We start from the raw sequence: 18,977 nt of genomic DNA, 5'->3' as shown, positions 1-18,977 counted from the left end.
TAATCTTGGAATAGAAAGAAGCGAAAGCATAACTTATTGCATTTTTACATCTTGGTTCATGTTAATTTTTTGGCTCATTGCTTCACCTACACCATGTCCCATTTCCGAACCTAAACGACCTAATACTGAATCAAATGGACTACGTTCAACGGTATAGTTCACCGTTTTTTTGATTTTTAATTCACGTTTTAGCGTTTCTATATTGCCTGCTTTGTCTGCAACTCCTAACTTAATGGCTTGCTCACCTGTCCAAAACAGTCCTGAGAAAATCGCAGGATCATTCGATTTTAACTTTTCACCACGACCTTGTTTTACTGCCGTAATAAAATGTGAATGCACATTGTCCAATAATGCTTGAATATGCGCTTTTTGCTCAGGACTCACAGGTTTGGTCATACTCAAAATGTCTTTGTTTGCACCTGAGGTCATGGTGCGATCTTCTACACCTAACTTTTGCGCTAAACCACTGACACCGTAATTCGGCATAATCACACCGATAGAACCGACTAGGCTTGACGGATTTACCCAAATCTCATCCGCAGCTGACGCAATATAATAAGCGCCTGATGCTCCCATATCCCCAATGACTGCATAGACTTTTTTCTCTGGATGTTGCTGCTTTAAATAACGAATCTCTTGCCAAATATCATCAGATTGTACAGGAGAGCCACCTGGTGAATTGACATTAAGTACTACAGCTTTAGCTGCACTTGCTTCAAAGGCTTTTTTCAGCGACTTAATGGTATCCGTGCTATTTACACCTTGATTACTTGAATCAATCGTGCCCACGATATTGACTATACCCAAGTGCGATTCTGAAGTTGAACCTGTTGCATCATCCCCTGATGAACAGCTTTTTCCAAACAATAAAAAGCCAAGCAAAATAAAAATATATGAGAAAGTTAGAATTTTAAAGAATATTCCCCAACGGCGACTGCGACGCTGTTCTTGTACTGACGCCAAAACAACTTTTTCTAAAAGTTGCCATTCTTGACCTGTCGGTTGTTGTGGTACAGAACTACCTAATGGAGTATTTTCATTATGTGGTTTCGGTGGCCAATCGGACATACATACCATCCAAATTAATTTTTAAGGCATCATTATATACAACTAATTCAGTTAAACTGTCTAAATCAACATAATTCACTTATAATAATTTACAATTCACTAGCACTTTGGCTCAGTTTTAAATATAGATAAACGATGACTGAAAAGCAAAAATCCACAACCACTCGACTACTCCATTTTTTTGGTCGTCAACCTATTCTTTTTTCTAGATTTTATGCACGTATATTGGCAGGGATTGTCAATTTATTACATGTGTCTAAAACATCAAAAACGATACGCCTGAATATCGAAATCTGTTTACCCCATCTGAATAAGCAACAACGGGAACACATTACACGCACTGCTATTCGTAATGAATTACAGTCTTATATGGAATTTTTTAGTATTTGGGGCAGCTCAACTGAAAAAAATATTTCTAGAATTCGTCAAATTCATGGTGAACACTTCGTGCATGAAGCCCTTGCTGAAGGTAAAGGTTTGGTGTTGATTGTACCGCATTTTGGTACATGGGAAATCATGAATCCATGGTTTGCACAGCATACGCAAATGACGATTATGTATAAACCGATTAAAAACCCTGATGCTGATGAGTTTGTCCGTGATGCCCGTAGTCGTGATCAAGCCAATTTAGTCCCCACAGATGAATCTGGCGTACGCCAAATTTTCAAAGCCCTAAAACAAGGGGGGACAACCGTCATTTTACCTGACCACACCCCCAATGCCGGTGGTGAACTGATTGATTATTTTGGTGTTCCTTTAGCTTCAAGTAATCTTAGTGCCAAATTGATTCAGAAAACCAAAGCAAAATCTTTACTTCTATATGCCATTCGCAATGAATCTGATGATTTTGATATGTTTATTGAACCCATGGATGAGCAGATTTATCAAGGAACAGCCAATGACGGCACACGCATTATTCATCAAGCACTTGAACATTTGATTGAACGTTTTCCTGAGCATTATCATTGGAGTTATAAACGTTTTAAAGCCAATCCTGAGCTTAGAGATTTATATACCGTATCGACTGAACAGGCGATTGCACGAATTAATGCAATTAAAACGAAAAGTCACAGCCTAGCGGACGAGCCACATCTTTGAGCTACGATAATTGCTCATCTGCATATTTTTCTGTGCATCGAGTTGAAACTGAATACTACCCTGTTCAATCGTACTCACCATAGGAATATTCAGGGCTTTTAGTCGAGCCAAAACAATCGAATGTGGATGTCCATAACGGTTGTCAAAACCTGCTGAAATGACTGCGACTTTAGGTTTAAGCTTATCTAAAAATGCATACGCTGAACTATGTTGACTGCCATGATGTCCTAAAACGAGCACATCTACTTTTAAGTTTGGATAATGTTGTAGCAAATCAAACTCTGCTTCCCAACCTGCATCTCCCATAATTAAAAAATTTTGATTATTTTGAGCATTTTGTACTTGAATATACACAATACATGAGCGCTCGTTTTGTTGAGAAGCCACATTGCTTAGGCTATTTTCAGGTGGTGCTAAAACCTGTATTTTCACTTGCGCATATTGCCAAACTTGCCCTGCATGACAATACTGAAAATTTTCCTTGGCAAATCTTCCATCATTTTCATTTGACCAAATCTGTTTTACTTTTATTTCCTCTGCAATCGCAGGAAGTGCCCCACTATGGTCTTGATCTAAATGTGATAAAATCACTTGATCAAGCTGATGAACACCTTGTTGCTTTAAATAAGGGATGACCACTTGTCGACCAATACTAAATTTTGTTTCATCAAATGATCCCCCTGTATCAATCATCATTTTATGTGTGGGTAAATTGAGGAAAATGGCTTGCCCTTGTGCAACATCTAGCACCGTTAATGTAAAGTCAGATTGTTTTTGTTGTGGACAAATCAAAGGAATACAGCAGATCCCCACCCAAGCTTTAGACATGACACCGCGGGGTAAAAATAGAATAAAAATCGCCAATGCCAAACATAGGGTCATCCATGGTGTAAAAGCAAACCACTGTAAGTTTTGAGAAAAAATTTGATCTAAAACATTTAAAATATGTAATAAAACGGATAAAACCCAATCTGCCACAGCAAAAAATATGCTTCCTAAAGGGGTAAAAAGCAAACTCAAACATGCCCCAATCACTTCGAGGGGCACTACCACCGCTCCGATCAAAGGAATCGCAAATAAATTACTGAGTGGTGCAACCCAAGCCACTTTTTGAAAAATAAAAATCATTAAAGGGAACAGTGCAATAAATACTTTCCACTGTGACTCCACTAAAACTTTAAGATAAAAAATTGTTTTTTGAAAAAGTGTTTGATATTGCGACGGTTGTTGTTGCAGCGTTTGATAAACACGAATTAAAATAAAACACGCCCCATAAGACAGCCAAAATGCCGCTGATAAAATACTAAAAGGGTCCACCCATAATAAAATACTCGCACTGAGCAATAAAATTTTGAGCGCAGACAAAGACTGCCTCAGCCAAATCAGAACACTGCATAATGTAACGGTGAGCAACGTACGCAAAGCAGGAATTTCAAAACCGACAAATGCGCTATACAAGGCTACACATGCCAAAAAGGGAATCATCAATAAATAAGGCTTCGGACATTTTAAATAAAATTCTGGACGAAACTTTTGAATAGCCCTTTGAAAAATTGAACAAAATAAAATGGCAAAAATCAACACATGAGGGCCTGAAATCGCCAATAAATGTGAAATTCCTAAGCGTTGAAATAAATGCTGTGTATCACTCGAAAGTAAACTTTCATCCCCCGTCAACAATGCCAAAAGTAAGCCTTTTTGTTGCAAACTACTATTTTCAATGCGCTTTCGAAATGCTAAACGCTGCATTTCAATGCCTAATTTAAACTTCGACCACCACGAATCATGCTGCTGCACAAATTTTGCATAACCTAATGCAGAAACTTGGAGTGTATCGATCGGTTGAATAAATTGAGCATTTAAACTCCCCATCATATTTTCTTGTAAAAACCAACGCTCTTTATCAAATACACCCGCAACCGCATAACTATGTGCTGGCTTTAATTTTCCTGAAATTTGGTAATAGTGACCTAATGCTAATGGGCTTTGCCCTTGTTTTAAATCAACACTGATTTTAATCGGTTGTGCAGCATGATTAAGTAACCATACCGTATATTTAGTACGTACTTGGTCTGTATCTATTGAAACTTGACTGATTTTATCAACATAGACCAATGCCGAAACATTTAAGATCTGCTGAACTCGCAATTGCAAACGTTGTTGCAAAGCATGATCTGCATAAAACCAAGCGCCAATAAACATACTCAGCCCTAAGCTTAAATGTAGGATAATTTTAATAATGTTAGAACGTACTAATTTCCATTTTAAAATAGAAGAAATAGCCACGAAAACAATAAAAATAAAATTAAAAAATAAGATGATATTTAAATGATTTGGAATGACATTGCCCATACAACTGATGCCAATGATCCAACCTAAACAGAGTGAGTAGACATACCACATACTTATTATTTTTTTGTTGATGTTTTCAATGAATTAAAGCCCATTTTCATGAGCTTTAACAAGGTTTTTGATCGGATTTATCGCGTTATTTTAAATCGGTATTTAAAAATAACGTAGGTTATTCAGTGATCCACACACCATCTTGCATGTGTAGCACTTTATCCGCAGATTTTGCCAATTGCTCATCATGCGTTACGATTAACATTGCCATATTAAACTCATGCCGTAAATCACGTAATAATTCAAAAATCGTGACTGCAGTTTTACGGTCTAAGTTACCTGTCGGTTCATCAGCAAGCATTAATTTTGGCTGTGTGACTAAAGCACGTGCCAATGCCACACGTTGCCGTTCACCACCCGATAACTCACCAGGCTTATGCGTCAGACGATGTGATAAACCCACACGATTGAGCAAGTACTCTGCACGTTCTTTGACTTTTTTAAACTCAGCATCTTTACGCAACATCAATGGCATTGCGACATTTTCCAATGCTGAAAATTCAGGCAATAAATGGTGAAACTGGTAGACAAAACCGAGGTGTTGATTACGCAAGAAACCACGTTCTGCCTCACCTAAGTTATCAAAGCGTTGTCCATTTAAATTTACAATACCTTGTGATGGACGATCTAAGCCACCCAAAATATGCAGCAAGGTACTTTTACCCGAACCACTTGAACCAACAATAGAAACAAACTCACCTTGATGAACTTGCAAAGACAAGGCTTTGATCACATCGACGGTTGACTTACCATCGGTAAAAGATTTTGAAATGTCTTTGGCTTCAAGCACCACATTACTATTCATAACGAAGTGCCTCCGCAGGTTGAATTTTTGCAGCACGTAATGCAGGATAAATCGTCGCAAGAAAACTGAGGGCAAGTGACACACAGACAATCAGCAACACATCTTGCCAACGTAAATATGAAGGTAAATAATTAATAAAATAAGCATCAAATAAATGCCAACCAAACAAATTATTCATCCAATCGATTAGATTACTGATTCCAAGTGCAGAGATTACACCTAACACAGCTCCCGCCAAGGTTCCAACTACACCGATGACCGTACCTTGCACCATAAAAATTTTGGTAATGGTTGCAGGTGATGCACCAAGCGTACGTAAAATGGCAATATCAGATTTTTTATCTGTCACGACCATAACCAAAGATGACACAATATTAAATGCAGCCACCAAAACGATCAGGAACAACAATAGACTGACCATGGCTTTTTCCATTTGAATGGCACTAAATAAATTACCATGTGTATAGGTCCAGTCAGATGCATAAAAACCTGAAGGTAAATCTTGAACAATTTCATTGGCAACTTGTGGTGCAAGGAAAATATTATCCAACTTCATCCGCACACCTTGTGCGCCATCAGGTAGACGTAGCAACGTAGATGCATCATTCAAAGCAATATAACCCAGACTTGAATCTACTTCTGCCCCAATACTAAAAATCCCCACAATTTTAAAACGTTTAAAACGTGGTACTACGCCCGCAGGTGAAGGTGTCGCTTCAGGAAGAACTAAGGTGATGCTGTCATTCAAGCTCAAACCGAGAGCATCCGTCATTTGTTTACCCAGTACGATGCCAAATTCACCTTTTTTCAGCTGATCAATACTCCCCTCAACCATATGATTTTGAATAATTGATACATTCTTTTCATACTTGGGTTCGATCCCACTGACCATGATCCCTGCGACACGCCCTTGTGCCGTTAACATCCCTTGCAATTGAGTAAAAGGTGCTACCCCAGTAACATGTTCATGTTTCTCAATTTTCTTTGCAAGTGTGGGCCAGTCTGTTAAAATCTGCGTGGATGAAACAGTGGCTTGCGGCACCATGCCTAAAACACGATTTTTCAGTTCACGGTCAAAGCCGTTCATCACAGATAAAACTGTAATAAGAACCGCAACGCCAAGGGTTAGACCGATCATAGACACCAAGGCGATAAAAGAAATAAAGTGATTACTACGCCGTGCGCGAGTATATCTCAACCCTATATACAGCGAGATTGGTTTAAACATACCATCAAAGTCCGAGGTGTTTTATGGAAACGTTACAGCATCAAACTGAAGCCAACGAGCGTCGCGTGATGTCTCGAATCGATGCTGCCTTAAGAATCAATTATCAGATCATTTCTGACGATGTCGCTCTTAACGATCCATACGATCCAAATTTTGTATTGCCGCGCTATTTTCTACTACTTGCAGAATTAGATCAATTTGATCATGCACTTCAATACGAATTAGACCAATTAAATGAAAAAGATCAACAAATTGCTCGAATCTTATCCTTATTCAACCAAAAATTAAACCTCATTACAGGCTCTCTGTATGATTCAATTGTACAAACCATGTTACCAACACCACAAAATGTGAATTTTTCAGAGAGTGGTTTTAGCTTTTTTAGCAAACAAAATATCAATGAAGGCACGTATATTCATGTAACTTTAAGCCATGCTGAAAACTTCTTTCATATTGCAGCAACGGCACAAATTGCTTACTCAGAGCGTATTTCTGACGAGCAAGAGGATTATCGAATTGGTGCATATTTCGTGACATTGCACCCCCAAGATAGAGTCAAACTCGCAGAATGTGTTAAATCATGTATGTCTGCATAAAAATATACATATTTATGATGAAGATTTAATTTTATGAGCAAGCTCACGACTTGCTTTTAAATCTTTGAAAAAGTACAAGAACAGACCAAATAACAATACACTTGCACCGACAAATATCATGAAGGATAAACTTTCATTATTCAAAAGTGCGCCAAATAACATTGCTAGCATTGGGGTCATCACGGTCGTTAATGACAATGTAGTAGCTTTGATATTTTGTACCAATTTAAAATAACAAAACATGGCAATCAAAGATGCCATAATCACTGTATACAATAATGCAAATAAAGATTTTGCCTCAGGAATGTGGTCAGGTGCATATTGCCAAATAAACGGTACAATACAGAGTGCCATAAGCGTAGAGATTAAAATTGAACCTGTTGCTTGTGCCATCGGCTCAACCGTTGCATTCACTTTTTTGACCCAAAAGATCGACAATGCATAAGTAAAAACACTCATTAACATCAAAGCAATACCGATCGGGTGCACACGCTGCTCTGCTCCACCACTGGTACAAATAATGGCTAAACCACAGACCGAAACACACATACCTATCCATTGCAATGTCTGTAATTTTTGTTGAAAACCAAAACGTCCGATCAAACCCGCCATAATGGGGGCTAAACCAAACATCAAAGCAATAATGCCTGAGCTTAAATAACTGGTTGCCGCATAGGTAAAAATTTGTGAACCGATTAAACTAAATGACCCTGCAAAATAACTATGTAAGGCAATTTTGTTTACAGGAAATTTGATTTTTAAAACCAGCAACAACAAAACGGCGATCGGCAAAGCAATCAAAAAGCGGATCACTAAAGCCCACATCAGGTGAATGTCTTGCACACTCCACACAATTGCTAAAGGTGTACTCGCCCAAATGAAGACCAACAAAATATAGGTCATCATGATATTGTTTTTCGATGGCATCGAACTGTCCTGCTATTGCGCTGCGGTTTTACGTTTTTGCTTTAAAATGGTTTGATCTAAACTACTTGAAAATTCACGCTTATCGCGTTCAGAAATAGGGGGTGGTCCACCTGTTTGTACCCCTGCTCCACGTAAAGTATCCATAAAATCACGTAAATGTAGGCGTGCTTTGACATTTGCATCGGTATAGACCTCACCACGTGGATGAATTGCGATTCCTCCCTTTTCAATCACTTGTGCCGCAAGTGGAATATCTTGGGTAATGACAATATCATTCGCTTGCATACGTTCCACGATTTCTTGGTCAGCTTGGTCAGCACCACTGAGTGCTTGAATCGAGTTGATGCGTACAGAAGGTGTAATTCCAACAGGTTGGTTAGCAACAAAAGTGACTTCAAGTTGATAACGATCCGAAGCACGAATGATCACTTCACGCAATATTTTTGGTAAGGCATCGGCATCGACCCAAAGTTTAAATGGCAGCACAAAACATCTCTCTGAATAGCATTACATGGATTGTAGCAAAACTTTGCTAGAGAATTATGATGACAATGGGCTTTTTTCAGATTTATTTCCAAGCATACATTACACAATATTCTCATATTGTGAAAATAAAATTATTTCTCACTAGGAAAAAACCTTATTTTCTATACATAAAAAGACACTTAGACTAATTTCTCAGGTGATTTACATGTTCATGTTTTGTGAATTTTCACATTTTATCCTAAAATACATTTTTAAAAATCTAATGTTACATTCATTATGTCATCTCCTGCCTCTGATCCTCAGCAACCGCATGCTGAAGGACAACCGATTTCTTTAAAAAGAGCCATGTCTCGCCGTCACCTCATTATGTTGTCACTCGGCGGTGCGATTGGTACAGGTCTATTTTTAAGTTCTGGTTCTGTGATTCAACAAGCAGGCCCGCTTGGTGCTGTTATTTCGTACATCATTGGTGGCCTGATTGCCTACATGGTCATGTTATGTTTAGGAGAATTAGCCGTTAACCAGCCTGTTACAGGTTCATTTGGTGCTTTTGCTGCCAATAATATTGGTCCTGGTACGGGTTATATGGTGTCTTGGATGTATTGGCTCGGTTGGTCAGCAACACTCGGTACCGAATTCACCGCTGCTGCGCTACTCATGCAAGAATGGTTTCCAAGCATCTCGATTTGGATTTGGACACTCATTTTTATTTTTGGCGTTCTATTTTCAAACTTATACTCAACACGATTTTTTGCCGAATCGGAATTTTGGTTGTCATTTATTAAAGTCGCCACTGTTGCGATTTTCATTTTGGTCGGCTTAGCTGCAATCTTTGGGTTTATTTCTTTTGCAGGTTATGAGTCAGCGCCATTATTCAGTAATTTGACTGAACATGGTTGGCTACCAAACGGTTTATTTCCCATTTTTGCCACAATGCTGATTGTAAATTTTGCCTTCAATGGCACTGAAATGATCGGGATTGCCGCAGGCGAAACTGAAAATCCTGAGAAAAATGTACCGAAAGCCATTCATGCTGCTGTATGGCGTTTGATGATTTTCTTCGTTGGTACCATTATTGTCATCAGCTCATTATTGCCTTATCAAGATGCAGGTTTAAATGCTGGACATGGTGATGGTTTAAGTAGCAGCCCCTTTGTAACTGTCTTTAATCATATTGGGATCCCGTACGCTGAAGATATCATGCGTTTTGTGATTATCACTGCCTTGCTTTCAACTGCCAACTCAGGTTTATATGCTGCCTCTCGTATGATGTGGGCATTGTCAGTACAAAAACAATTACCGAAAATATTCTCTAAACTGACCAAGTCTGGTACACCTGTTATTGCAATTTTGGTGACCATGATCGGTGGTTTACCTGGCTTACTTTCCGAACAGTTTGGTGCTGATTTTATTTTCAAAAATTTATTGGGTGTTGCTGCTTTTACCATGGTCATCGTATGGATGAGTATCTGTTGGAGTCAGTTTAATTTCCGTAGAAATTGGCTAAAACAGGGGCGTACCTTGGCTGAATTAAAATTTAGAACACCGTGGTATCCACTTGTGCCCATTTTAGGTTTTATCACCTGTACCATCACCGGTTTAAGTATGGCTGCTGACCCTGAAATGTTATCGGGCTTCATTGGTTGTTTACTGTTTATGGCTGCATGTTATGCCAGTTATTATTGGCTGTATCACAATAAGAAAGTATCATAACACTCAATTTTTAGGTGAATATTCTCTGCAATATTCACCTTTTTCTTGTTTATGATTCAAAATTAAACATGCTTCTTATTAAATGTCGATTAAATAATCATTTAAATATATTTTTCCATTACACCCTTTGACAAGCACTAGGGTTATCCCTATTATAGCGACACCTCACAACGACCCTATCGTCTAGAGGCCTAGGACATCGCCCTTTCACGGCGGTAACCGGGGTTCGAATCCCCGTAGGGTCGCCAAATTCTAGAATGTCTTACATTCTTATAAAAAACCTGAGCATCATGACTCAGGTTTTTTTATGCCTATTGACTATAAACTGTTTTTAAATATCGAGAATCAAACAACGCTTTAGGGCTAATGACTTTTTCTTGCAATGGAATATGCTCACCATAGCGTTGCTTCATTAAAGCTTTAACTTTACTGTTAGTTAAATCAAAATTCTTTAATTGTTGTAAAGGCGTTAATTCTATTGCTAAAGCATTTTTATATGCTTTCCACACAATTTCAGAACAGTAAATCGCACGATCATCCCATTCAAAATAAATATCATAAGGTTTATTTAAATACTGTTCTGCATTTTTGATTAAAGCATTTTGTTGTTTTGAGTTTAAACCTTGAATCAAACGCTTTACGACATATTTTTGATCTACACCACGCCGTATCCACGCCTCAAATGGCGTATATTGAACAGGTTGGATTGCTTCCAACACCCATAATCGACCATTTTTATTCACCAACATTCCCATATGACTATAAGGTGAATGCGTTGCCAATTGAATCACCTGACTCTGTGCTGACTTAGAAGTCTGAAAAATCACATCACCTGTTTGTAATGGTAGGGCGTATACTGCACTGCAACCGAGCATTAAAATCAGATAAAATAGTGTATTAATTAATCGAGACATCACTTCAATTTACTCATATTATTTTTAAAATCACCTTGCGTTTCGCAATTTGACATCAAGCATTATTTTACAAAGTAGCAAGCAAATGCACATCACTTTATATCATCTACAAAACTCGCGCTCGCAACGCATCGTTTGGTTATGTGAAGAATTAAATCTTGACTATGAACTGGTGACCTTTACAGAACATTTACAAGAACAAGACTATCCTAAACACCCTCATCCCTTTAAAAAATTTCCAACTTTGGTGTATGCTCCGCCTGCGCAATCCGCCTTGGTATTGGCAGAGACCACAGCCATTGTAGATTTTCTTTGCCAACAGTATGCGCAGCTCACCACGCATCATATGACAGAAAATAAGCAACTTGCGGATTTTTATTATTGGAAAAATTGTGCCGATGCTTCTTTTATGCCAAATGTGGCACTCAAACAAATTTTTGCACAAATCGTGCAACATACGCCATTTCCAATTCGTTTTATTGCCAAAGTATTTAAATATGGTTTTGATCAAGGCTATTTAAATAATGCGCTACAACAACACATGCAGCAGATTGAGCTACAACTTCAACTTAATCCATGGATCGCAGGAGAATACTTTTCGGCTGCTGATATTTTAGTGTGGTTTCCCTTATTTGCCTGTGCACAGTTGGATCAGACATTTCAAAACTACGTGCATATCAATGCCTATCTGGAAGAAATAGAAAGCAGACCCGCCTTTCAACGTGCAAAAGCGAAAGGACAATGGTCTGCCGATCATTTTCAGTTATATTGGAATAAAGCCCATTAAGCTGATTTACGTGAATTCACTCGCCCTTGAATCACAGCTTTGACATTATTTTTGGCGTAGTTCAAGAAGACTTTTAATGGCGATAATTTAGGATTTGGCTGTTTGCCTTCACCAATCGCCTTAAACTGCGCTGCATACCAAAGAATTTCCATAATGGCCATTTTATCAATAAATGGAATACCCGTTTTAATTTGCTCCACGGCATAGCGTACATCACGCCCGGCAATCAAACTGTTGCTGACATCAGGTTCTACCGCCAAAGGACGAGCAATCCCGATAAATTCACATGCACCACTGTCCAAGGCTGCATTCATACCTTGTGCAGTACGGAAACCACCCGTCACCATCAGTTGACATTTGACTTCTTTACGAATTTTTTCTGCAAAATCGAGAAAATATGCTTCACGGGCAATGGTACTCGCCTTACGCTTATCCGCTTTGGCACCCGCCATCGCAGGTGCCTCGTAGGTTCCACCTGACACTTCAATTAAGTCAATACCTGCCGCATCAATGGCTTTAAAGACATGAATCACTTCTTCTTCAGTGATGCCGCCACGTTGGAAATCTGCCGAATTTAATTTAACGGAAACAATGAAATTTTCTGAGGTTTTAGCACGAACTGCCTTATAAATTTCCAATAAAAAGCGTGAACGGTTTTCAATAGAACCACCCCATTGATCCTGACGCTTATTGGTCAGTGGCGATAAAAACTGACTAATCAAATAACCATGTGCGCCATGTAGCTGCACACCTTCAAAACCTGCCTTTTCACAGATGCGTGCAGATTCAGCAAAACGTTGGATAATATCCAAAATTTCATTTTCTTCTAAAGCACGTGGCGTACCAAATGTCGCTGCTAACGTTGGGCTAAATGCCACTGCAGAAGGTGCAACGGTTTCTTTATTTAAACCACGTGGGCATTGACGTCCCGGATGTGACAACTGGATCAGTTGCACCATGCCATGCTTTTTACCCACATTTGCCCATGCTGTGAGTTTTTCTAGATCACGCTCTGTTTCCACGACCACAACACCGGGTTCGTTTTTGGCACGAAAATCCACCATAACATTACCTGTGATCGCACAGCCTAGACCACCTTTGCCCCATGCATCATATAAACCTAAATGTAATTTATTCGGCTGACCTGCATGGTTTGCCAATGCTTCGCTCATTGCACCTTTAATAATACGATTTTTAAAGGTGGTATTTCGGATGGTAAATGCTTGTGCAATATGGCTCATGGTACTTCTCGACATTATTTTTAGAATATTTACTCTAAATTATTTAAAAAAATGGTCAAGCAAAATCTGACAATATCTCATGTCAAATTTGCATAACCCGCTTAAATCCACTTTAACTACTGCGCTATTTAATACTGACTGGCTGAAATCAATTGCTTGGTATAGTCAGTTTTAGGGTTGGCAAATAAAGATTCAGTGTCTTGAAACTCAATCACTTGTGCATGACGCAATACCAAAACTTTTTGACACAACGCTTTCACCACCTGTAAATCATGGCTAATAAATAAATAGCTGATTTGAAACTCTGCTTGCAACTGACGTAACAATTTAACAATAGCTCGCTGTGTAGTACGGTCTAAAGCCGAGGTGGGTTCATCAAAAATAATCAGTTTGGGACGTAAAACCAAAGCACGTGCCAATGCGACACGTTGCCGTTGCCCACCCGACAATTCATGTGGATAACGCTGCTTAAACGCGACAGGTAATTCAACTTTTAACAACGCTTCATCAATGCGCTTGGTAATTTCATACGCTTTCAATTTCTTTAATGCCAAACCTTCACCAATGATCTGCTCGACGGTCATCCGTGGATTTAAACTACTGAATGGATCTTGAAAAACCATTTGAAATTCAGCGCGTAATGGGCGTAATTTTGACTCTTTGAGCTTATTTAAATCTTGATTAAATAAGACAATCAAACCATCACTTTCAATCAAACGCGCCACAGCCAATGCCAAAGACGTTTTACCTGAACCACTCTCCCCCACGATCCCAATCGCCTCAGACGCATGTAAGCGTAACTCTAAAGGTTCAACTGCCACAAAATAGTCTTTTACCCGATTCAGTAAGCCTTGTTTGATAGGGAATTTGACACCAACATGATGTAAGGACAAGACCAAATTTGCAGGATCATTCGGTGGTGCAGGATTGGCTGCGCCAAAATCATGGTCTAATAAATGCTTGGTATAATCTGCTTTAGGACGGTTAAAAATATCTTGAACAGCACCTTTTTCTTCAACTCTGCCTTTATTCATCACAATGACTTGATTGGCATAACGCTTGACCAAATTTAGATCATGGCTAATCAAAATCATCGACATATCATGATTTAAAATCAACAATTGCAAGAGATTTAAGACTTGTGCTTGTAAAGTCACATCCAAAGCGGTAGTGGGCTCATCTGCAATAATAATATCGGGTTCTAATGCCAATGCCGCCGCAATCATCACCCGTTGACGTTGCCCACCTGACAACTCATGTGGATAACGACTGAGTTTTTCCTCAGGATCTGGCATCCCCACATCTGTCAGTAAATCAATCACACGGCGACGTACTTTTGCCTTCGACATCCCATTTAGCAATAAAGGCTCACCAATAATTTTTTCCACGCGATGCAAAGGATTCAGTGCCGTCATCGGCTCTTGGAAAATCATGGCAATTTTTTTTCCACGAACTTGGCGAAGTTGCGCTTGATCCATGCTGAGTAAATTTTGCCCTTCAAGATTGGCTTCACCTGTAATTTTTAAATATTCAGGCAGTAAACCCAAGATTGCCAAACTACTAACAGATTTACCCGAACCACTTTCCCCCACAATGGCAATGGTCTCACCTGCATGTAGGTCAAAATTCAGATCTTTCACCAAATCTTGTTGCTGATTTTGAATATGTAAATGACGTACCGATAAAACTAACTTTACGTCTTTATTGACGTCTTGGATCGAATGCATCCCGTGTCGCCTCCCCAATATAAATCAATAAAGAAAGTACCAAAGCCAAAGTAAAGAAACCTGACAATGCCAACCATGGTGCTGTTAAATTATTTTTTCCTTGTAGCAACAATTCACCTAAAGATGCTGCATCAGGCGGTAAACCATAACCGAGAAAATCCAATGCAGTTAAAGCAGTAATATTTGCAGTCAACATAAAAGGTAATTGAGACAAACTTGAACTCATCGCATTGGGTAAAATATGCCGAAACATAATGGTACGATCACGCACACCCAAAGACCGTGCGGCACGAACATAGTCTAAATTTCGAGCACGTAAAAACTCTGCACGGACCAACCCCACTAAGGCCGGCCAACCGAACACCAACATGATCAAAAATAACCAATACACGCTAGGGGTAAATAAACTCACCAAAATCATGATCATAAATAGTGTCGGCAAACCACCCCACACCTCTAATACACGCTGACCAATTAAGTCAATCCACCCACCATAATAGCCCTGAATCGCCCCCACGATAATTCCAATCACTGAAGCAAACAAAGTCAGTGCCAAACCAAACAATAAAGACACACGCAGCCCATATAAAATACGTGCCACAACATCACGTCCTTGGTCATCTGTGCCCAACCAGTTTTGTGCAGTCGGAGGTGAAGGTAATGGCACAGCCAAATCTAGATTGGGCGTTTGGTAGGAATACCGTAAGATTGGCCAGATCGCCCAACCTTTAGCATCAATCATCTGCTGTACTGCAGGATCACGATAATCTGCCTCCGTTTCAAATACCCCACCAAATGTGGTTTCAGGATATTTTTTGAATACGGGCATGTAATATTGCGCATCATATTTGACTAAAAGTGGCTTATCATTAGCAATAAACTCTGCGCCCAAAGACAAAATAAAAATAAGAATAAATAAAATAAAACAGCCAAAACCAAGACGATTTTTTTTAAATCTTTTCAATCGGGCTTGCATGATCGGTGACATTATTTCGCACCTCTCGATTCAAAATTAATTCGTGGGTCAATGATTTGATATAAGACATCACTAATCAAACGTAATACCAAACCCAATAAGGTAAATAGAAATAATGTGCCAAAAATCACAGGATAATCACGTTGGGTAATCGCCTCAAAACCAAGTAAACCCAGTCCATCCAAATTAAAAATAATTTCAATAAATAGATTTCCAACAAAGAAAATACCGACCAAAGCTTCAGGTAAACCTGCAATGACAATAAGCATAGCATTACGAAAAACGTGTCCATAGAGCACACGATTTTCATTTAAACCTTTGGCACGTGCGGCAATTACATATTGTTTATTCAGTTCTTCCATAAACGAATACTTCGTCAAATAGGTTAAACCAGCAAAACCACCCAACACAATGGCAATCAAAGGCAAAGTCATGTGCCAAAAATAATCTTTAATTTTTCCCAATACACTTAAACTATGAAAATCATCCGAAACCAAGCCTTGCAGTGGAAACCATTGAAAATAAGAACCACCCGCAAAGAATACAATGAGCAAAACTGCAAATACAAAAGATGGAACAGCATAGCCCACGGCTAAGATTAATGAAGTTGATTTATCAAAAAGCATACCGTGCTGTTTGGCTTTTTTAATCCCAAGTGGAATGGAAACCAAATAAATCAGCAAAGTACTCCACAAACCTAAAGACACAGTCACTGGCATTTTTTCCCATAACAACTGTGTGACAGGTTTGTCTTTGAAAAAGCTCGTGCCAAAATCAAAATGCAGATAGCCTTTGAGCATCATCCAAAAACGTTCAGGTGCAGGTCGATCAAACCCATACTGAGCTTTGATTTTCTCCACCATATCCTCACTCAAACCACGAGCACCTTGGTACTGACTCGAATGATTTGAAGCGGATGCCACTTCTGCTCCCTCAGGTGCGTGCCCCATACCTTGAAAGCTTTCAGCCTGTTGAATCGCTTGCTCTACAGGACCGCCAGGTGCGAGTTGAATCACCACAAAGTTAATCAATAAAATAAAAAACAATGTTGGAATAATCAGTAGAAGTCGTTTGAGAATGTATGTGCCCATTGATTAGACATTCCTTGTAAGCGCATGGCTTTTATTTTTGCTCAAATACAGTCTAAATTATTGTTTACGCAAATATTGACTGACTTTTTGTGCGTGTTGTGGATCAGACCACCAATAGTCTAAACCTAAAGATAATTTGGGTTTCACTTTCGGTTGCTTATACATATTCCAGTAGGCGTACCAATTTTTATCATTGCCATAGGTCAAAATATGATAATAACCTGAACGCAATAAACGATCTAAAATTTTGGTGCGTAGAATCAATTGCTCACGATTTGGTGCGCGAATCACTTGTTGTACCGCTTCATCAATCACAGGATTTTTAATACCTGCATAATTATAATTGCCCACCTCATCTGCCGCTTTACTGCTCCACATTTGTGCTTGTTCATTGCCTGGCGTTAAGGATTGTGGCATGACATTGGTGGTCATCTGAAAATCAGAACGGCGCATACGTTCAATATACTGCGGCACATCAACTTGACGTACTGAGACTTGAATACCAAGTTTTTTAAGATTACGTACAAATGGCATCAATGTTCGCTGCAAACCCTCTTGATGAATCATAAATTCAATCCGAATCGGTTGCCCTTTTGCATCGACCAACATCGCATTTTGATAACGATAACCTGCTTTTAGCAACAACGCCCGTGCTGTTAATAGATTATTGCGGTTAAAGCCACTGGCATCTGAAATAGGATACTTCCAGTCTGCTAAAACCCCTTGACGTTGTAAAGGGTGTAAACGCGCTAAGTACGGCTGCAAAATTTGTAACTCTTGCTGACTCGGTTTGCCTGTAGCTGCCAATTCACTATTTTGGAAATAACTGTTTAAACGAATATATTGCCCATAAAATAAAGCTTTATTGAGCCACTCAAAATCATAAACATAACTAAGCGCCTGCCGAAAATAGATATCATTAAATGGTGCTTTACGGGTATTAAATAAAAAGCTTTGTGTCGGCGCAGGATTTTCAGTTTTGGCAATATATTTTGTCACCATTCCCGCAGTTAAGGCAGGGAAATTATATTCTGTTGTCCATTTTCGAGAAATTTTCTCTTCGTGAAATGTATATTGCCCTGATTTAAACCCTTCAAAAGCAATATCTAAACTACGATAATAGACAAATTTAACCAAATCAAAATTATAGCGACCTTTGTTGACCGCTAAATCTTTGCCCCAATAATATGGATTACGCTTGTAAGAAATACTGCGTCCTGCATCGATACGATCAATCAGATAAGGACCTGAACCTAAGATAGGTTGCATGGTAATTTTGGCAAAATCACGATTTTTCCAATCCGCTTTGGAATAAATCGCAATGCTAGACAAGATCAATGGCATTTCAGAATTATTGTCGGATTTAAACGTAACTTTAACTTGATACTTTGACAAAACCTCAGTTTTGGCTAAATCTGACAAATACATCTGAAAACCAGGATTTGCTTTTGCTTGAATACTGTCAAAAGTAAACTTCACATCTTCAGCAGTGACAGGCGTACCATTACTAAACTTCGCTTTGGGATTTAAATGAAAAATCACAAATTTGGTTTTTTCAGGATCAAAAGTAACTTTTTCAGCCAATAAAGGGTACATCACACTCGGTTCATCGAGCGATGAACTCATCAAGGTATCAAATAAAAAATTTGTCCCTTCAGCACTCGTTCCTTTGCCATTAAAGCCGTTCAAATTATCAAAAGTACCATTGCTTGCTTGACTGATCCAACCGCCTTTAGGTGCAGTTGGATTGGCATAAGGCATTGCTTGCGCATTTGCATACTTAGCGGTGGTATGAATTGCAATATACGGCGTAGTCTGAACCGCGGCCCAAACTTGACTTCCCATTAGCAATAAAGCATATGTCATCCCAAACTGTTTTGCATACGCAAAGCTCAATTGCATATTGAGTCTATCCTT

16 protein-coding genes and 1 tRNA gene are annotated in these 18,977 nt (G+C 39.0%); 5 read left to right on the top strand and 12 right to left on the bottom strand.

Annotated features, from left to right (window positions below; translation table 11 throughout):
* Positions 1-33: 33 nt before the first annotated feature.
* Positions 34-1,068: a signal peptide peptidase SppA gene (gene sppA / locus HX129_RS06395; RefSeq protein WP_174493028.1), complete on the bottom strand. Its 1,035-nt coding sequence runs from the start codon at positions 1,066-1,068 to the stop codon at positions 34-36.
* 135 nt (positions 1,069-1,203) lie between these two features.
* On the opposite strand from sppA, the gene HX129_RS06390 reads away from it, so the two are divergent.
* On the top strand, positions 1,204-2,166 hold the full coding sequence (locus tag HX129_RS06390; RefSeq protein WP_286433043.1) for a lysophospholipid acyltransferase family protein: 963 nt from the start codon (positions 1,204-1,206) through the stop codon (positions 2,164-2,166).
* Here HX129_RS06390 and HX129_RS06385 read toward each other — a convergent pair.
* The 3 genes from HX129_RS06385 to HX129_RS06375 form a co-directional block, all read right to left on the bottom strand.
* The gene (locus HX129_RS06385) at positions 2,143-4,569 is read right to left on the bottom strand and encodes a DNA internalization-related competence protein ComEC/Rec2 (RefSeq protein ID WP_286433044.1); all 2,427 of its coding nucleotides are present in this window, start codon (positions 4,567-4,569) and stop codon (positions 2,143-2,145) included. The genes HX129_RS06390 and HX129_RS06385 overlap by 24 nt on opposite strands.
* A gap of 118 nt (positions 4,570-4,687) precedes the next feature.
* Positions 4,688-5,374, bottom strand: a complete 687-nt coding sequence (lolD, locus tag HX129_RS06380) for a lipoprotein-releasing ABC transporter ATP-binding protein LolD (protein ID WP_130072863.1) — start codon at positions 5,372-5,374, stop codon at positions 4,688-4,690.
* Positions 5,367-6,602, bottom strand: a complete 1,236-nt coding sequence (locus HX129_RS06375; RefSeq protein ID WP_130072864.1) for a lipoprotein-releasing ABC transporter permease subunit — start codon at positions 6,600-6,602, stop codon at positions 5,367-5,369. Before HX129_RS06375 ends, lolD begins: the two co-directional genes overlap by 8 nt.
* Before the next feature lie 23 nt (positions 6,603-6,625).
* On the opposite strand from HX129_RS06375, the gene HX129_RS06370 reads away from it, so the two are divergent.
* Positions 6,626-7,198 (top strand): PilZ domain-containing protein, encoded by a 573-nt coding sequence (locus HX129_RS06370; RefSeq protein ID WP_130072865.1) that lies wholly within the window; start codon positions 6,626-6,628, stop codon positions 7,196-7,198.
* Between the two features lie 12 nt (positions 7,199-7,210).
* Here the strand turns inward: HX129_RS06370 and HX129_RS06365 are convergent, their stop codons facing one another.
* Both HX129_RS06365 and HX129_RS06360 read right to left on the bottom strand, forming a co-directional pair.
* The gene (locus HX129_RS06365; protein ID WP_180044865.1) at positions 7,211-8,125 is read right to left on the bottom strand and encodes a DMT family transporter; all 915 of its coding nucleotides are present in this window, start codon (positions 8,123-8,125) and stop codon (positions 7,211-7,213) included.
* Between the two features lie 12 nt (positions 8,126-8,137).
* Entirely contained in the window at positions 8,138-8,611 is a 474-nt protein-coding gene (locus tag HX129_RS06360; protein WP_130072867.1) for a YaiI/YqxD family protein, read from the bottom strand.
* 276 nt (positions 8,612-8,887) lie between these two features.
* Between HX129_RS06360 and HX129_RS06355 the strand changes: the two genes are divergently transcribed.
* Positions 8,888-10,324, top strand: coding sequence for an amino acid permease (locus tag HX129_RS06355; RefSeq protein WP_286433045.1), 1,437 nt, complete (start codon positions 8,888-8,890; stop codon positions 10,322-10,324).
* Between the two features lie 172 nt (positions 10,325-10,496).
* Positions 10,497-10,572: transfer RNA gene (locus tag HX129_RS06350), tRNA-Glu, on the top strand.
* A gap of 63 nt (positions 10,573-10,635) precedes the next feature.
* Here HX129_RS06350 and HX129_RS06345 read toward each other — a convergent pair.
* Positions 10,636-11,238, bottom strand: coding sequence for a YiiX family permuted papain-like enzyme (locus HX129_RS06345; RefSeq protein WP_286433046.1), 603 nt, complete (start codon positions 11,236-11,238; stop codon positions 10,636-10,638).
* Positions 11,239-11,323: 85 nt separating this feature from the next.
* On the opposite strand from HX129_RS06345, the gene HX129_RS06340 reads away from it, so the two are divergent.
* A complete protein-coding gene (locus tag HX129_RS06340) occupies positions 11,324-12,025 on the top strand; it encodes a glutathione S-transferase (RefSeq protein WP_286433047.1) in 702 nt (233 codons plus the stop codon).
* Here HX129_RS06340 and HX129_RS06335 read toward each other — a convergent pair.
* The 5 genes from HX129_RS06335 to HX129_RS06315 all read right to left on the bottom strand — a co-directional run bounded on the left by HX129_RS06335 (position 12,022) and on the right by HX129_RS06315 (position 18,962).
* A complete protein-coding gene (locus tag HX129_RS06335) occupies positions 12,022-13,266 on the bottom strand; it encodes an NADH:flavin oxidoreductase/NADH oxidase family protein (RefSeq protein ID WP_286433048.1) in 1,245 nt (414 codons plus the stop codon). The genes HX129_RS06340 and HX129_RS06335 overlap by 4 nt on opposite strands.
* Positions 13,267-13,394: 128 nt before the next feature.
* On the bottom strand, positions 13,395-14,993 hold the full coding sequence (locus HX129_RS06330) for an ABC transporter ATP-binding protein (protein ID WP_130072872.1): 1,599 nt from the start codon (positions 14,991-14,993) through the stop codon (positions 13,395-13,397).
* The gene (locus tag HX129_RS06325) at positions 14,968-15,981 is read right to left on the bottom strand and encodes an ABC transporter permease (protein ID WP_286433049.1); all 1,014 of its coding nucleotides are present in this window, start codon (positions 15,979-15,981) and stop codon (positions 14,968-14,970) included. The genes HX129_RS06330 and HX129_RS06325 overlap by 26 nt, the downstream gene beginning before the upstream one ends.
* Positions 15,981-17,060 carry a microcin C ABC transporter permease YejB gene (locus HX129_RS06320; protein WP_286433050.1) on the bottom strand — a complete coding sequence of 360 codons (1,080 nt, stop codon included), beginning with the start codon at positions 17,058-17,060 and terminating at the stop codon, positions 15,981-15,983. Before HX129_RS06320 ends, HX129_RS06325 begins: the two co-directional genes overlap by 1 nt.
* Positions 17,061-17,117: 57 nt before the next feature.
* Positions 17,118-18,962 (bottom strand): extracellular solute-binding protein, encoded by a 1,845-nt coding sequence (locus tag HX129_RS06315; RefSeq protein WP_502872671.1) that lies wholly within the window; start codon positions 18,960-18,962, stop codon positions 17,118-17,120.
* Positions 18,963-18,977: the final 15 nt, after the last annotated feature.

This window comes from Acinetobacter sp. 251-1 (genome assembly GCF_030329305.1).
Classification (GTDB): domain Bacteria; phylum Pseudomonadota; class Gammaproteobacteria; order Pseudomonadales; family Moraxellaceae; genus Acinetobacter; species Acinetobacter piscicola_A.
Note: the sequence above shows the minus strand (reverse complement) of the source record. Positions and strands in the feature narration are given on the sequence as shown.

Bases quoted from the DNA above. Each gene is read 5' to 3' on its own strand.
- HX129_RS06355 (WP_286433045.1), top strand. From the start codon at position 8,888: ATGTCATCTCCTGCCTCTGATCCTCAGCAACCGCATGCTGAAGGACAA.
- lolD (WP_130072863.1), bottom strand. From the start codon at position 5,374: ATGAATAGTAATGTGGTGCTTGAAGCCAAAGACATTTCAAAATCTTTT.
- HX129_RS06375 (WP_130072864.1), bottom strand. From the start codon at position 6,602: ATGTTTAAACCAATCTCGCTGTATATAGGGTTGAGATATACTCGCGCA.
- HX129_RS06390 (WP_286433043.1), top strand. From the start codon at position 1,204: ATGACTGAAAAGCAAAAATCCACAACCACTCGACTACTCCATTTTTTT.
- HX129_RS06330 (WP_130072872.1), bottom strand. From the start codon at position 14,993: ATGCATTCGATCCAAGACGTCAATAAAGACGTAAAGTTAGTTTTATCG.
- HX129_RS06315 (WP_502872671.1), bottom strand. From the start codon at position 18,962: ATGCAATTGAGCTTTGCGTATGCAAAACAGTTTGGGATGACATATGCT.
- HX129_RS06325 (WP_286433049.1), bottom strand. From the start codon at position 15,981: ATGTCACCGATCATGCAAGCCCGATTGAAAAGATTTAAAAAAAATCGT.
- HX129_RS06370 (WP_130072865.1), top strand. From the start codon at position 6,626: ATGGAAACGTTACAGCATCAAACTGAAGCCAACGAGCGTCGCGTGATG.
- HX129_RS06340 (WP_286433047.1), top strand. From the start codon at position 11,324: ATGCACATCACTTTATATCATCTACAAAACTCGCGCTCGCAACGCATC.
- HX129_RS06335 (WP_286433048.1), bottom strand. From the start codon at position 13,266: ATGAGCCATATTGCACAAGCATTTACCATCCGAAATACCACCTTTAAA.
- HX129_RS06365 (WP_180044865.1), bottom strand. From the start codon at position 8,125: ATGCCATCGAAAAACAATATCATGATGACCTATATTTTGTTGGTCTTC.
- sppA (WP_174493028.1), bottom strand. From the start codon at position 1,068: ATGTCCGATTGGCCACCGAAACCACATAATGAAAATACTCCATTAGGT.
- HX129_RS06385 (WP_286433044.1), bottom strand. From the start codon at position 4,569: ATGTGGTATGTCTACTCACTCTGTTTAGGTTGGATCATTGGCATCAGT.
- HX129_RS06345 (WP_286433046.1), bottom strand. From the start codon at position 11,238: ATGTCTCGATTAATTAATACACTATTTTATCTGATTTTAATGCTCGGT.
- HX129_RS06320 (WP_286433050.1), bottom strand. From the start codon at position 17,060: ATGGGCACATACATTCTCAAACGACTTCTACTGATTATTCCAACATTG.